This window comes from Rhizobium bangladeshense, assembly GCF_001662075.1.
GTDB lineage: Bacteria > Pseudomonadota > Alphaproteobacteria > Rhizobiales > Rhizobiaceae > Rhizobium > Rhizobium bangladeshense_B.
Genome location: NZ_LYPL01000010.1, coordinates 141,475 through 155,226 on the forward strand (window position 1 = coordinate 141,475; position 13,752 = coordinate 155,226).

The window sequence follows — 13,752 nt, forward strand, 5'->3', positions numbered from 1 at the left end:
AGAATGCGAGATCTTCATCCTGTTATGCCGGGCCCGCGAACGGTCGTTCCAAGCCTCGTCCATTATCCCGGGATTCCAACTCTACCGGAGGGCACTGAACGTTACCGGGCGAAGGGTGGGGGATCGGTCATCGTGCGCGTCGAGGCGGGTGACCGCGTGAGCGTCATCGACAGCGAAGGCGGGCAGATTTGCGAGCTCTCCTTCCTTGACGAAAAAGGTCGCTTCCAGGCAGCCGGCCTTGGAACCGCATTCAGCAATTCCGCCGAGGGTTTGAAGACCATTCTTCAGGCAGAGGATGAGAGCGCTGCCCGCACGCGCGCGGCACTTCAGCGGCGCGGTGCCGATCTGGCAGCGGCCGGAGCGCTCCGCATCTTCGGGGCAGGATCGACGCCGGGCAGCCGGGCGGAGTTCACGATTGCCATGAAGGGCCTGCTGATCGTTGCGGCACCCGCCGGCGCCATGTCGCCGGAGGCGCAGGACACGGCGACGCCGATCGAGATCCGGATCAAGCGAAGCCTCTTGATCCGCGATTACACATCGGCCCTGCCGGAGCCGGCAGCCGATCCGATCGAGGATATCCGCATCCGGGCGGCGAGTGCCGCCGCCTATTTCGTGCGCGCCGGCGAATTCATCCAGATCATTGACGTCTATGGGCGCCAGTGCACCGATTTCCAGGCCTTTGCCGCTCGCAAGGTCGACAAGGGCCTCGATCTCGCGCTCGATTCGACCGTCACCCGCACGCTGCTCGGCCGCAGCTATCCTACGCCCGGCCTGCCATCCAAGGCCTTCGACCGCGACTTCGAGCCGCTGGTCGAGATCGTCCAGGATACGGTCGGCCGCCACGACGCTTTCGCGACCGCCTGCAATTCGCGCTATTACGACGACATGGGTTATCCCGGCCACGTCAACTGCACGGACAATTTCAACGCGGCGCTGGCGCCTTACGGCATTGCCGGCCGCAAAGGCTGGGAAGCGCTGAACTATTTCTACAACACCAATATCGACCACAACAACCAGCTCTATCTCGACGAACCCTGGTCGCGCCCCGGCGATTACGTGCTGATGCGCGCGCTGACCGATCTCGTCTGCGTCTCATCGTCCTGCCCTGACGATATCGATGCGGCGAACGGCTGGGATCCGACGGATATCCACGTCCGCACCTTTTCCGGAAAAGAGAAATTCTCACGAGCGGTAGCCTATCGCATGACCCCAGACGCCGACGCAGAACTGACGCGCGAAACAGCCTTCCATCCCCGTTTTTCCGCCTTGACGCGGGATTACGCCGAATATCGCGGCTACTGGCTGCCGAACCGCTTCTCGTCCGAAGGCCCGGTTGAGGAATACTGGGCGTGCCGCGAGCGCGCCGCCGTCATCGACCTCTCGCCCCTGCGAAAATTCGAGGTGACAGGCCCGGACGCCGAGGAACTGCTGCAATACTGCCTGACGCGCGACGTACGAAAACTCTCGACCGGCCAGGTCGTTTATTCCGCGATGTGCTACGAAAATGGCGGCATGATCGACGATGGCACGCTCTTCCGGCTCGGCGACAAGAATTTCCGCTGGATCGGCGGCGATGATTTCAGCGGCATATGGCTGCGCCAGCAGGCCGAGAAGAGAGGCTTCAAGGCCTGGGTCCGCTCATCGACCGATCAGTTGCACAATATCGCCCTCCAAGGCCCCAGGAGCCGCGATATCCTGAAGGAGATCATCTGGACGGCGCCGCGCCAGCCCGCGATCGGCGAGCTCGAATGGTTCCGCTTCAGCGTCGGCCGCATCGGCGGATTCGAGGGCGCCCCGGTCGTCATCTCGCGCACGGGCTATACCGGCGAGCTCGGCTACGAGATCTTCTGTCATCCGAAGGATGCGCTGACGGTGTTCGACGCCGTCTGGCAGGCAGGCCAACCGCACGGGCTGAAGCCGATGGGGCTGGAAGCGCTCGACATGGTCCGCATCGAGGCGGGCCTGATTTTCGCCCACCACGAATTCACCGACCAGACGGATCCGTTCGAGGCCGGTATCGGCTTCACCGTGCCGCTGAAATCCAAGCAGGATGATTTTATCGGCCGCGACGCGCTGATCCGGCGCAAGGAGCATCCGCGCCATCTGCTCGTCGGCCTCGATATCCAGGCCAACGAGGCGGTCGGCCATGGCGATTGCATCCATATCGGCCGGGCCCAGGTCGGCGTCGTCACCAGCGCCACGCGCTCGCCTGTTCTCGGCAAGACGATCGCGCTCGCCCGCATCGACGTCATGCATGCAAGCCCGGGCACCGAGGTCGAAATCGGCAAGCTCGACGGCCACCAGAAGCGCCTGCCGGCGACAATCGTGCCGCTTTCGCATTACGACCCGCAGAAGACGCGGCCGCGCTCGTAACGCCTACTTCGCGGAACAGGAGACGCCGATCGTCAGCGCGACCGCCGTCCTCCTGAATCTTGCCCTCAAGCTGCCTGCACGGCCGCGTTCAGCGGGATTTCCACGTCGATCTCAAGAGTGGAGACAAACTCGTTGCGGTCGATCGTCACCTGCACCTTGTCGTGGTCGAGCTCGACATGCTTGGCGATGACCGCAAGGATTTCCTCGCGCAGCAGCGAAACAAGGTCCGATCCTGCCGATGAGCGTTCGTGTGCAAGGAGCACCTGCAAGCGTTCGCGGGCGGCGGGTGCCGTTCTCTGCTTGTTGAAAAGACGGAAGATATTCATGCTGCCCTCCGTCCAAAGATCTTGCCGAAAAGATTGCGCTTTTCCTCGGGGATGGTGATCGGCAAGGTTTCGCCGGCGAGCCGGCGAGCGGCATCGAAATAGGCCATCGCAGCCGCGCTGCGGCTTTCCGCCAGCGTGACCGGCGCACCGATGTTGGAGGCGCGCAGCACATCCATGCTCTCAGGCACGATGCCGAGGAGCGGGATGGAGAGGATTTCCAGAACGTCGTCGACCTTCAACATGTCGCCGCGTTCGGCGCGGTTGGCGTCGTAGCGGGTGAGCAGCAGGTGCTTTTCCATCCGCTCGCCGCGTTCGGCCTTGGCGGTCTTGGCATCGAGCAGGCCGATGATGCGGTCGGAATCGCGCACCGACGAGACTTCCGGATTGGTGACGACGACGGCAACGTCGGCATGGCGCATGGCAAGTGTCGCGCCGCGCTCGATCCCGGCAGGGCTGTCGCAGATGATCCAGTCGAAATAGCGCTTCAGGTCGTTGATGACGCGCTCGACGCCCTCGGCCGTCAGGTTGTCCTTGTCGCGAGTTTGGGAGGCCGGCAGCAGGAACAGCGTCTCCAGCCGCTTGTCGCGGATCAGCGCCTGGGTGAGCTTCGCGTCGCCCTGGATGACGTTGATCAGGTCGTAGACGACCCTCCGCTCTGCGCCCATCACGAGATCGAGATTGCGCAAGCCGACGTCGAAATCGACGACGACGACCTTTTCATTGCGTTGCGCCAGCGCCGCTCCCAAAGCGGCAGTCGAGGTCGTCTTTCCGACCCCGCCCTTACCTGACGTGACGACGATCACTTTCCCCATTTCTCTCTCCTTTGCCGTGGCCGCAGCCGGGTCAGATCAGTTTTTCCGCCATGATCGCGTCCTCTTCGAGCCAGAGCTGAACAGCCTGTCCGCGAAGATTGGGGGCCATGTCTTCCGCCATTTTGTAGATTCCGTCGATCGCCACCAGCTCGGCTTCGAGCTTGCGGCAAAAGATCCGCGCCGATGCGTTTCCGATGGATCCCGCCATGGCTCGGCCGCGCAGCGCCCCATAGATATGGACGGAGCCGCCGGCGATGACTTCCGCGCCCGAGGCGACCGAGCCGACGATGGTGACGTCGCCTTCCGGGAAGATCACCGACTGCCCCGAGCGCACCGGTTCCCTGATGACGATCGATTGCGTTGTCGCCGGGCGAATCTCGGGCGTTGCCTGCTTGCCGACTGGATCGGCGGACTCACTTGCCTGAACCTCGATGTCGGAAGCGGAGCGGCCGCCTTTGAGCGCGGGAGGCATGCCCGCGCCCAGAATCGACGGCCGGGCGCCCTCGATGCCCATGATGCTGACATTGCGCTTGGCAAGTTCAGCAATGAGTTCCTTAAGCTGCGGCCTGTCGATTTGCAGATCCGTCAGGTCGAGGACGACGGGGCGTCCCAGGAAAAAGCCGGCCGATCGCGCGGCCAGATCGTCGAGCCTGGCCAACCAATCCTCGATCGGGAGGTCGGGAGACAGCATGACCGCCAGGAAAGAGCGGCCCTTGATGCGGATAGAGCGAGCGTCTGTTAGCACTTTGGTCATCTATGTGAAGAAATCGTTGACCATGTCTAGCGCTGCTATGGTTAACAAAGAGTTAACGCGCCCTTAATATTAGCCGCGATCACGTAGGGTTATTCAATCGCAAAGCTGCGGCAACTCTTTGAAAAGATGTCGGAATATCAGCGGGCGTAGGACGGTTAACAATCCAGCCTTCGACCTGAGCCCTAATTATTTTGTCGGCGGGGGGGAAACGTTCAGCCTTCCGCCTTCCGTTGCGCATTGGAAATGGCGCGCGCGGCCTCTTCCGAGGAGTTGGCGAGCGTGCGCATCTCGGCGGCAAGCACGGCGAATCCCGATCCTGACGTGCCGGCGCGGGCAGCCTCGATGCCGGCATTGACGGCGAGCAGCTTCAGATAGCGCAGCGATTGCAGAATCTCGTTGGTCTTCGAGGCGGTGATGCGCATGTCGGCGGTCTGTTCGTCGATTCGCTGGTAGAGTGATTCGATATTGATGATGCTGCCTTCGAGATAGAGAAGCTCGCCCTCCTGGTCCCAGATGCCGCCGCCCGTCTCGGTGACCCAGATCAGATGGCCCATGGCGTGGCGGATGCGGTATTCCATCGTCCAGTCCGTGTGCTTCTCCAGCGCCTGACCGACGATTTCGTCCATCAACGGCACATCTTCGTCGTACATGATCGAGGCGAAGGTCCGCGTGCGGTTGCCGATGATTTCGTCGGCGGGATAACCGAAGATGCGCTCGATGCCGTTGGTCATCTCCAGCATCGTGTAATTCTCATCGGCGCGGCAACGGTAGAGAAAGCCATTCATACGCCCGAGAATGCTTGTCTGAAAATCCATGTAGGCGACATCCGAAGAGAAGAGTTGCAGATGGATTTACTGCGTCTGGTTTCAAGGGCGCCGCTCGCAATGCGCCGGAAGAGAGCGCGGCGAGCGGCCCTATTCTGGCAGCGCTTGGCCCCACTTCATCAGTTGCGCAGATATTCTTCCATCGAATCATCGAGCGCTTCGACCCAACGCGTGTGATGCGTCGGCGACATGTTGCCGGTCATCAGTGAGCGGTAGGCGTGGTCGCGGAAGCCCATAATATTGTCCGCCTTGTGATGTTCCCACTCTATGAAGGTCTTGTTGGTGCCTTCGATGTCGAAGGAGGGATAATCGGTTTCGGCAAGCAGTTCCTTCACATAGTCGCCTTGGTACCAGATCATCTGCTCGGCATCTTCAAGCGTCTCCTCGCGGGCGCGCCACATGTCGAAATTGGCCTTCAGCTCCTCTTCCGGCGGCAGCTTGATGCGACCCATCATCACGTCGCGCGCCCACCAGGCCTGCACGTCAAACATGTTGAAGGTGTAGAACTGATCCTGCATGCCGATATAGAAGAGCTGCGGGTTCCTGTCGAAGATCACGCCCTTGTAGAGGCTGTCGGCCCAAAGGCGGTTTGCGGTCTTCAGCCTGAGATCGTCGGGCAGGAAGGGGAAATGGTGCTGGTATCCGGTGCAGAGGATCAGAGCGTCGACCGCCTTGCTCGATCCGTCGAGGAAATGCGCCGTGCGGTTTTCGAGTCTGGTCAGCAGCGGCCGCTCCTCGAAATTTTCCGGCCATTTGAAGCCCATCGGCTTTGAACGGTAGCTCGTCGTCACCGATCTGGCGCCATATTTCCAGCATTGCGAGCCGATGTCTTCGGCCGAATAGCTGCGGCCGACGATCAGGATGTCCTTGCCCTTGAACTCGAGCGCATCGCGGAAATCATGGGCATGCAGCACGCGGCCGTTGAAGGTTTTCACGCCCTCGAAATAGGGCACATTAGGCGTCGAGAAGTGACCGGTGGCGACGACGACATAATCGAATTCCTCGTCATACATCCGGTCTTCGATGCGGTTATGCGCCGTCACCGTGAATTTCTTCGTGGCCTCATCGAAGCGGACCATGCGCACCGGCGTGCTGAAGCGTACCCAGTGGCGGACATTCGCCTTCTCGACGCGGCCCTTGATATAGTCCCAGAGCACGGCGCGCGGCGGATAGGAGGCGATCGGCTTGCCGAAATGCTCCTCGAAGGAATAGTCAGCGAATTCGAGGCATTCTTTCGGGCCGTTCGACCAGAGATAGCGATACATGCTGCCATGGACCGGTTCGCCATATTCGTCGAGGCCGGTGCGCCAGGTATAGTTCCAGAGACCGCCCCAGTCCGACTGCTTTTCGAAGCAAACGATCTCCGGGATTTCGGCGCCCTTCTGGGCAGCCGATTGAAAGGCGCGCAGCTGCGCAAGCCCGGAAGGACCGGCACCGATGACGGCTACTCTTGTCATGAAGCATTCCCCTCTTGATTATATGGCATCATCTCCTGGATAACTTCTCGAAATGAAATCCAAGAAGTATCCAGAAATTCAGAACGTTACGGGATTTCTTTCAGTCCGGATAAATGCCGGGGCTGGTCGGAGCCCCGTCGTCATATTTGGAAAGCCAGTCAATCGTCGTCTCGCGGTAACGGGTGAGTCCCTTGTAGTCGATGAGTTCCGGCGGCAGTGTCTTCAGCACCCGCGGGAAGCGCCGCGCCCATTTCGGCACGGTGACGAGCTCTTCCATGTTCATCAGGTAGCAGCGGATGACGAAGAGGATGGCGTTGGAGCGCGGCAGGCGCCAGAGGCTTTGCAGCTCGACCCGCAGATGCACTTTCTGGCCGACATTGTCTGATGTTACCGTCGTGCGGTCGGGACCCCATTTGTGATAGTTCTCCGGGCTGGTATCGAGCCGCGGATTGATCGTCATCGTCCAGTTGAAGCGCCGCGTCGGCTTTCCCTGCTGCAGGTTCAGGAGGAATTTCAGCGCACGGTCGAAGACGCCTATCTGATGGGCGAGCGGCACCGGCCCGTGCCATTCCATGAAGTTCATGCCGATATCGAAATCGAGCGACCAGTCGGCCTGCGTCGTCACCATGCCGGCATCCATCCACAGATTACCGTCGCGCTGGTCGACGATGCAGAAATCGCCCTGGGCCTGGCGGGTGATATATTCGAAGGGCTCATAGGGCAGCGTCGAGGTATCGCCGAAGGTGAAGCTGTCGTCGATGCCGAGCGGGCGGTTGATCCAGCGCCACTGGTCGCCGTTACGGATCAATGTGAAATGGTCGGGGTAACCCGCCGCCTGCTCTTCCATCAAAAGTTCGAGCGTATCCCATTGCGCGCTCATCATGTGTGGCAGGGCCTGATAGCGCAGCGGATCTTCCTTCAGCACCAGCGCCCGGTCCTGCATCTCGGCGACATAATGCTCGTCGACATCGATCAGGTTTTCGTAGACGGTTCCCACCCGGCCGCGCACATGCGGTTCCATGTTGACCGAATATATGTATTCGTCGCGGTCGAAGGGGAACGGAAAACGACGGATATTCCCAGGGCTGTTCCGATAGCTGAAATCATCCCGGAATGTTTCTTGCTTGAAGGCGATTGCCATGTCCGGTCTCCTTTTCCGATGCCGTCAGAGATCAAGATGCAGGGCATTTCCCTCGAAGCGGGAAACACAGATCATCACCTTGCTGCCGGATGCCTTTTCTTCGCTTGTCAGATAAACGTCGTTGTGCAGCAGTTTGCCCTCGCAGACGGCGACCGCCGTTTCGCATTGACCGCAGGCGCCGCCGCGACAGAGGAATGGGGCGTCGACACCCGCCGCCTCGATCGCCTCCAGCATGCTTTCGTGGTGGCCGACCTTCACGGTCTTGCCGGAGCGGATGAGTTCGATCGTGAAGGGCTTGCCGGGCAGCGACGACAGGAACCGTTCCGAATGCAGGTTCTGTTCCGGCCAACCGGCATCCATGCCCGCCTTCAGCACGCCGTCGATCATTCCAGACGGGCCGCAGACATAAAGATGCGTGCCGAGCGGCTGGCTGTCGAGCAAACGCGTCAGCGGGATGGCTCCGCCTTCGGCGTCGCAATGGATCTTGATCCGATGCGGACCGTAACGTTCCAAGAGTTCGCGCGCATAGGCGCCACGGTCGCGCGTGCGGATGGCGTAATGCAGCTCGAAATTGGCGCCCTCCCGCGAAAACTGCTCCATCATGGCCATGAAAGGCGTGATGCCGATGCCGCCGGCGATCAGAAGATGTTTGCGCCCGCGCCAATCCGGCTGGAAGAGGTTGACGGGATAGCTGACCTTCAGCTCGTCGCCTTCCCGCACCTTCTCATGCATGAAGGTCGAGCCACCGCGGGAATCCTCGACATGCAGCACGCTGATCTCGTAGGCGGCGCAATCATGCGGCGGCGACATCAGGGAATAGGCGTTACGGCGCATGTGACCATCATCGTTCATCGAGACGATGATATGCGCACCACCGGAGAAATACGGCATCGGCTTGGCATCGAGGCGCTCGAAGCGAAAGCGCTTGACGCGCTCGGCAATCGGCGTGATCCGCGCGACGCGGACGGGAATTTCAGTGCCACCGCTCAAAGGAACAACTCCTCCGGATCGGGCGCGCTGCCGGGCTCTTCCGCGTCGATATTGACGCCCTGGAAGGCTGCCAGCCGGCGCGAATAATGATCGCGCACCAAAAGCTTAAGCCCGCAATGGCTACAGGCAAAGGGGCTGGTAGTGACGTCATCGGTGATGCCTTTGCAATGGACGCATTGCACGCGTCGGGCGAGCGACCCGCGATGCTCGGAAATCACAGAGGCGTGGTCCATGCCGCAATCAAGCGCCACCAGCATCGCCTGGCCGATGAAGCCCTCCGTGCCTGCTATATAAAGGCGCGTGCCCATATGAGCGGTGGCGAGCGAACCCTTCAATCGGAAGAGCAGGGTTGCGATGGTCGGGGCGGTGAAGAACATGTCGGCGCCGAGCCCTCGCAGAGCCTCATCGAGGCCGGACCCTTGAGAACCGCGGGCGACATAGAGGATCTCGCTGCGCGAAAGGGCCGCTTCGTCAAGCGCCGGCCGCTGGTCGAGGAGAGCCTTGGCGCCCTCCCCTTCGAGTGCGAAAATGTGCCGCCGGGCGCGCGGCTCGATGGTCAGGCCCTTATAGACTGGTCGGCTCTTGATGCCTGCAACGAGCATGGGCGTGCTCCTTAACCCAAGGCCGTCCTCTTCTTCTTCTCGGGATCGTCGAAGGGCAGCGTGTGAGCGCTGGCGCCTGCCTTGACGGTCTTGCCGCGGACTTCGAGGTTCGTCCCGTGCACCGCCTTGTCAACGTCGAGGCGGGCGATCGCCATGGATTTCTTCGTCAGCGACGAGTAGCTCGGGCAGGTGATGACGCCGACCTTTTTGCCGTCGGCAAAGACCTCGTCGCCGAGGTCGGCCGGTCCGTCGGCATCGATCAGCATGCCGAAGATTTTGAAGCGCTCCTTGCCCTTGAGACGGGCATGTTCCTCGGCGCCGCGGAAGCCCGTCTTGCCGGGGCTGACGGTGAAGTCGAGGCCGAGTTCCCAGAGACTGTCGCCGGGCGGCTGGTCGGCGAAGGGATACATTTGTGAATTGTCGTAGGGGTAGAACAGGAGGTAGCTTTCGACGCGCAGCATGTCGAGGACCGAGAAGCAGCAGGGGATGATGCCCATCTCCTTGCCTTCCCAGACGATCCTGTCCCAGACCATCACGGCGTCCTGGCCGCGCACGAAGATCTCGTAGCCGCGCTCGCCGGTATAGCCGGTGCGCGAGATCATCACGGGCGCGCCGAACAGCGTCGTCTGCATGTGGTGGAAATATTTGAGGTCGCGGATGCCGGGCACATATTTGGCAAGGTAGTCGACCGCCAGCGGACCCTGCAGCGACAGGTCATGCAGGTCGTCGTCGAAGAGCACCGCGCAATTGCGGCCTGCCGCCTGCTTGACGACTTCCTCGTGGCCGGAGCCGGAACCGTGCACCAGCATCCAGGAATTCGGGCCGGTGCGATAGACGATGCAATCGTCGGTGAAGTGGCCGCGGTCGTTCAGCATGGTCGCGTAAACCGAGCGGCCGGGATAGATCTTCGTCAGGTCGCGGGTGGTGATGTAGTCGAGGACGGCGATGGCGTGCGGGCCGACCAGATGCACCTTCTTCAGCCCCGAGACATCCATGATGCCGGCCTTGGTGCGGACCGCGACATGCTCTTCCGACATGTCCTTCTCGTAGGTCCAGGCGGTTCCCATACCGCTCCAGTCTTCGAGCTTCGATCCCAGAGCGCGATGCCGATCCGCCAAGGCGGAGAAACGCCATGATAAAGCCATTTCCGTTCCCTCTTATTTCCTCTACGGAATATTTGTTTCCTGACTATATAAATCTTTCGCGCCATGGCAAGCCCGCCAGGCGGCATTCCACTCAAAACTTCGGCGGCACCTGCCCGGCCTTTCGATAAGCTGCGATGACGGTATTGGCCATCAGCATGGCGATGGTCATCGGGCCGACGCCGCCGGGAACCGGGGTGATGGTGCTGGCGACGGTGGAGACCTCGGCGAAGGCGACGTCTCCGACGAGCCGGGTCTTGCCCTCTCCCTTGTCGGGGGCCGCCACACGGTTGATGCCGACGTCGATGACCGTCGCACCTGGCTTGACCCAGTCGGCCTTGACCATTTCCGGCCGGCCGACGGCAGCCACCAGAATATCGGCATTGCGGCAGACCTCGGCGAGGTTCTTCGTCCTCGAATGGGCGATCGTCACCGTCGCATTGGCGTTGAGCAGCAATTGCGCCATCGGCTTGCCGAACAGGTTGGAGCGGCCGATGACGACGGCGTTGAGGCCGGACAGATCCTCGCCATGGGTGCGGCGGACGAAGACCATGGCGCCGGCCGGCGTGCAGGAGACGAGCCCGGTCTTCAGGTCGCCGGTGGCAAGCTTGCCGGCATTGACGACGCTCAATCCGTCGACATCCTTTTCCGGCAGGATCGACTGGATGATCGGCTCGCTGTCGAGCGGCTTCGGCAAGGGCAATTGCACCAGGATGCCGTGGATCGACGGGTCGGCGTTCAGCGTGGCAACGAGGGCCGCCAGCTCCTCCTGCTTCGTCTCGGCCGGCAGCGTGTGCTGAACGGACTTGAAGCCGCATTCCATGGCCATGCGGCTCTTGGAGCCGACATAGGCATGGCTTGCCGGATCGTCGCCGACGATGATGACCGCAAGGCCGGTGGTGACGCCGCTCATCTTTTCCAGCGCCGCCGCCGCACTCTTCACCGTCTCGATTACGGATGCAGCAACAAGCTTGCCGTCGATGACCTCGACCATCTCTCACCCCATGCGTTCGGATGCGTAGCTTCCCGGGCTGGCCGGGAAGACCACGGTGCGGTTGCCGTTGATGAAGGTGCGGTGATGGATATGGGCGTGGATGGCGCGCGCCAGCACCTGGCTTTCGACGTCGCGGCCGATCGAGACATAGTCGTCGGGCGACTGCGCATGGGTAATGCGCGCCGTATCCTGCTCGATGATCGGACCTTCGTCGAGATCGGCGGTGACGTAATGGGCGGTCGCGCCGATCAGTTTGACGCCGCGCTGATAGGCCTGCTTGTAGGGGTTGGCGCCCTTGAAGCTCGGCAGGAAGGAATGGTGGATGTTGATGATCCTGCCCGACATTTGCTTGCAGAGCTGGTCGGAGAGGACCTGCATGTAGCGGGCGAGCACGATCAGCTCGGTGCCGGTCTGCTCGACGAGATCGACGAGCTGGGCTTCGGCCTGCGGCTTGTTCTCCTTCGTCACCTTGATGTGGTGGAAGGGAATGTCGTGGTTGACCACCACCTTCTGGTAGTCGAAATGGTTGGAGACGACGCCGACGATGTCGATCGGCAGGGCGCCGATCTTCCAGCGGTAGAGCAGGTCGTTGAGACAATGGCCGAAGCGCGACACCATGAGCAGCACCTTCATGCGGCTCTCGCTGTCGTGGAAGTCGTATTCCATCTCGAAGGGCGCGGCGACGGCAGAAAAATCAGCGCTGATCGCCGGGCCGGAAAGCCCTTCCTCGGAAATGAAGCTGACGCGCATGAAGAACCTGCCGGTATCGAGGTCGTCGAATTGGCTGGAATCGATGATGTTGCAGCCCTTCTCGGCCAGATAGCTCGAAATCGCCGCAACGATCCCGCGCGTCGATTGGCAGGATACGGTAAGTACGAAGCTCTTCATGCTGTCTCTTCCTTCGCCCTTTCAGGTACAGAGGGTCCGGTCATGCCGAGCTGTCCAACCCGGCATGGCGAAGACGTCGGTCCGGCTGCTCAGATATCGAGCGTGCTGTCGCGTTCCCACTGGGTGAAATGCGAGCAGTAGGCATTCCATTCCACGTGCTTGAGCTTGAGATAGGCGGAGGAAAACTCAGCCCCGACTGCCGCCTTCAAGCCTTCGTCGGCATCAAAGGCGCGCAGCGCATCGAGCAGGTTGAGTGGCAGGCGCGGCGCGTCCTTCACCAGGTGGCCCTCGGCATACATATCGATATCGTAGTGCTGGCCGGGGTCTGCCTGGCTGCGGATGCCGTCGAGGCCGGCCGCGATGATGATCGCCTGTAGAAGGTATGGATTGACCGCGCCGTCCGGCAGGCGCAGCTCGAAGCGCCCAGGCCCCGGCACGCGCACCATGTGGGTGCGGTTGTTGCCCGTCCAGGTGACGGTGTTCGGTGACCAGGTGGCGCCCGATGTCGTGCGCGGCGCGTTGATGCGCTTGTAGGAATTGACCGTCGGATTGGTGATCGCGGCAAGTGCCGAAGCATGTTTCATGATGCCGCCGAGGAAGGTTTTGCCCTGGGCAGAAAGACCGAAGGCCATTTCCTTGTCCGCGAAGGCGTTTACCCTGCCATCGACGTCCCAGACCGAGATGTGCGCATGGCAACCGTTTCCGGTCAGGCCCTTGAAGGGCTTCGGCATGAAGGTAGCGCGAAGGCCGTGCTTTTCGGCGACCGACTTGACCATGAACTTGAAGAAAGAGTGCTTGTCCGCGGTCTTCAGGACATCGTCATATTCCCAGTTCATCTCGAACTGGCCGTTCGCATCCTCATGGTCATTCTGATAGGGCTTCCAGCCGAGCTCCAGCATATAGTCGCAGATCTCGGCGATGACATCGTACCGACGCATCACGGCCTGCTGGTCGTAGCAAGGCTTCTCGGCAGTATCGAACTGGTCTGAAATCACCGAGCCATCAGCAGAGATTAGAAAGAACTCGGGCTCCACACCGGTCTTCACCCGGAGCCCTTCCTTCGCAGCCTCGGCCACCAGTCTTTTCAGCACGACACGCGGCGCCTGTTCGACAGGTCGATCGTCCATGACGCAGTCGGCGGCGACCCATGCGACTTCTTTCTTCCAGGGCAACTGGATGACGGAGGAAGCATCGGGAACCGCAAACAAGTCCGGATGGGCCGGCGTCAGATCGAGCCAGGTTGCAAAGCCTGCAAAACCGGCGCCATCCTTCTGCATGTCGGCGATGGCTTCTGCCGGGACCAGCTTGGCGCGTTGGCCGCCGAACAGGTCGGTGTAGCTGATCATGAAATATTTGATGCCTTTGTCTCTCGCAAAAGCAGCAAGGTCCAGTGTCATTCTCGTTCCCCTTTGGATTTCTTCGAGACACTTTCGTTATGGATATGAGACG

13 protein-coding genes are annotated in these 13,752 nt (G+C 61.1%); 1 reads left to right on the forward strand and 12 read right to left on the reverse strand.

Translation table 11 applies throughout. From position 1 onward, the window contains the following. Window positions 1-3: 3 nt before the first annotated feature. Complete coding sequence (locus tag A7X77_RS20150; RefSeq protein ID WP_064684610.1) at window positions 4-2,373, forward strand: DUF1989 domain-containing protein; 2,370 nt, start codon at window positions 4-6, stop codon at window positions 2,371-2,373. A 65-nt stretch (window positions 2,374-2,438) separates the two neighbouring features. Here A7X77_RS20150 and minE read toward each other — a convergent pair whose 3' ends face one another. The 12 genes from minE to glnT form a co-directional block, all read right to left on the reverse strand. Then, the gene (gene minE / locus A7X77_RS20155) at window positions 2,439-2,699 is read right to left on the reverse strand and encodes a cell division topological specificity factor MinE (RefSeq protein ID WP_011428260.1); all 261 of its coding nucleotides are present in this window, start codon (window positions 2,697-2,699) and stop codon (window positions 2,439-2,441) included. Further along, the gene (gene minD / locus A7X77_RS20160) at window positions 2,696-3,511 is read right to left on the reverse strand and encodes a septum site-determining protein MinD (protein ID WP_064684611.1); all 816 of its coding nucleotides are present in this window, start codon (window positions 3,509-3,511) and stop codon (window positions 2,696-2,698) included. Before minD ends, minE begins: the two co-directional genes overlap by 4 nt. Before the next feature lie 31 nt (window positions 3,512-3,542). Next, window positions 3,543-4,265, reverse strand: coding sequence for a septum site-determining protein MinC (gene minC / locus A7X77_RS20165; protein ID WP_064684612.1), 723 nt, complete (start codon window positions 4,263-4,265; stop codon window positions 3,543-3,545). Window positions 4,266-4,477: 212 nt separating this feature from the next. After that, entirely contained in the window at window positions 4,478-5,080 is a 603-nt protein-coding gene (locus tag A7X77_RS34225; protein WP_064684613.1) for a methyl-accepting chemotaxis protein, read from the reverse strand. Window positions 5,081-5,208: 128 nt separating this feature from the next. Then, a complete protein-coding gene (locus tag A7X77_RS20175) occupies window positions 5,209-6,546 on the reverse strand; it encodes an NAD(P)-binding domain-containing protein (protein ID WP_064684614.1) in 1,338 nt (445 codons plus the stop codon). Between the two features lie 100 nt (window positions 6,547-6,646). Further along, the gene (locus A7X77_RS20180) at window positions 6,647-7,687 is read right to left on the reverse strand and encodes a heme-dependent oxidative N-demethylase family protein (RefSeq protein ID WP_064684615.1); all 1,041 of its coding nucleotides are present in this window, start codon (window positions 7,685-7,687) and stop codon (window positions 6,647-6,649) included. Window positions 7,688-7,711: 24 nt separating this feature from the next. After that, window positions 7,712-8,677, reverse strand: coding sequence for a PDR/VanB family oxidoreductase (locus tag A7X77_RS20185; protein ID WP_064684616.1), 966 nt, complete (start codon window positions 8,675-8,677; stop codon window positions 7,712-7,714). Beyond that, entirely contained in the window at window positions 8,674-9,279 is a 606-nt protein-coding gene (locus tag A7X77_RS20190) for a dimethylamine monooxygenase subunit DmmA family protein (protein ID WP_064684617.1), read from the reverse strand. Before A7X77_RS20190 ends, A7X77_RS20185 begins: the two co-directional genes overlap by 4 nt. Window positions 9,280-9,290: 11 nt before the next feature. Then, a complete protein-coding gene (locus tag A7X77_RS20195) occupies window positions 9,291-10,424 on the reverse strand; it encodes an aminomethyltransferase family protein (protein ID WP_064684618.1) in 1,134 nt (377 codons plus the stop codon). A 91-nt stretch (window positions 10,425-10,515) separates the two neighbouring features. Then, a complete protein-coding gene (gene folD / locus A7X77_RS20200) occupies window positions 10,516-11,415 on the reverse strand; it encodes a bifunctional methylenetetrahydrofolate dehydrogenase/methenyltetrahydrofolate cyclohydrolase FolD (protein WP_064684619.1) in 900 nt (299 codons plus the stop codon). A 3-nt stretch (window positions 11,416-11,418) separates the two neighbouring features. Beyond that, on the reverse strand, window positions 11,419-12,303 hold the full coding sequence (purU, locus tag A7X77_RS20205) for a formyltetrahydrofolate deformylase (RefSeq protein WP_064684620.1): 885 nt from the start codon (window positions 12,301-12,303) through the stop codon (window positions 11,419-11,421). Window positions 12,304-12,392: 89 nt separating this feature from the next. Further along, window positions 12,393-13,700 carry a type III glutamate--ammonia ligase gene (gene glnT / locus A7X77_RS20210; protein ID WP_064684621.1) on the reverse strand — a complete coding sequence of 436 codons (1,308 nt, stop codon included), beginning with the start codon at window positions 13,698-13,700 and terminating at the stop codon, window positions 12,393-12,395. Between the last annotated feature and the right edge of the window lie 52 nt (window positions 13,701-13,752).

Coding starts and splice junctions, on each gene's coding strand:
- folD (WP_064684619.1), bottom strand. CDS start 11,415: ATGGTCGAGGTCATCGACGGCAAGCTTGTTGCTGCATCCGTAATCGAG.
- minE (WP_011428260.1), bottom strand. CDS start 2,699: ATGAATATCTTCCGTCTTTTCAACAAGCAGAGAACGGCACCCGCCGCC.
- minD (WP_064684611.1), bottom strand. CDS start 3,511: ATGGGGAAAGTGATCGTCGTCACGTCAGGTAAGGGCGGGGTCGGAAAG.
- A7X77_RS20190 (WP_064684617.1), bottom strand. CDS start 9,279: ATGCTCGTTGCAGGCATCAAGAGCCGACCAGTCTATAAGGGCCTGACC.
- A7X77_RS20180 (WP_064684615.1), bottom strand. CDS start 7,687: ATGGCAATCGCCTTCAAGCAAGAAACATTCCGGGATGATTTCAGCTAT.
- A7X77_RS20150 (WP_064684610.1), top strand. CDS start 4: ATGCGAGATCTTCATCCTGTTATGCCGGGCCCGCGAACGGTCGTTCCA.
- glnT (WP_064684621.1), bottom strand. CDS start 13,700: ATGACACTGGACCTTGCTGCTTTTGCGAGAGACAAAGGCATCAAATAT.
- A7X77_RS20195 (WP_064684618.1), bottom strand. CDS start 10,424: ATGGCTTTATCATGGCGTTTCTCCGCCTTGGCGGATCGGCATCGCGCT.
- minC (WP_064684612.1), bottom strand. CDS start 4,265: ATGACCAAAGTGCTAACAGACGCTCGCTCTATCCGCATCAAGGGCCGC.
- A7X77_RS20175 (WP_064684614.1), bottom strand. CDS start 6,546: ATGACAAGAGTAGCCGTCATCGGTGCCGGTCCTTCCGGGCTTGCGCAG.
- purU (WP_064684620.1), bottom strand. CDS start 12,303: ATGAAGAGCTTCGTACTTACCGTATCCTGCCAATCGACGCGCGGGATC.
- A7X77_RS34225 (WP_064684613.1), bottom strand. CDS start 5,080: ATGGATTTTCAGACAAGCATTCTCGGGCGTATGAATGGCTTTCTCTAC.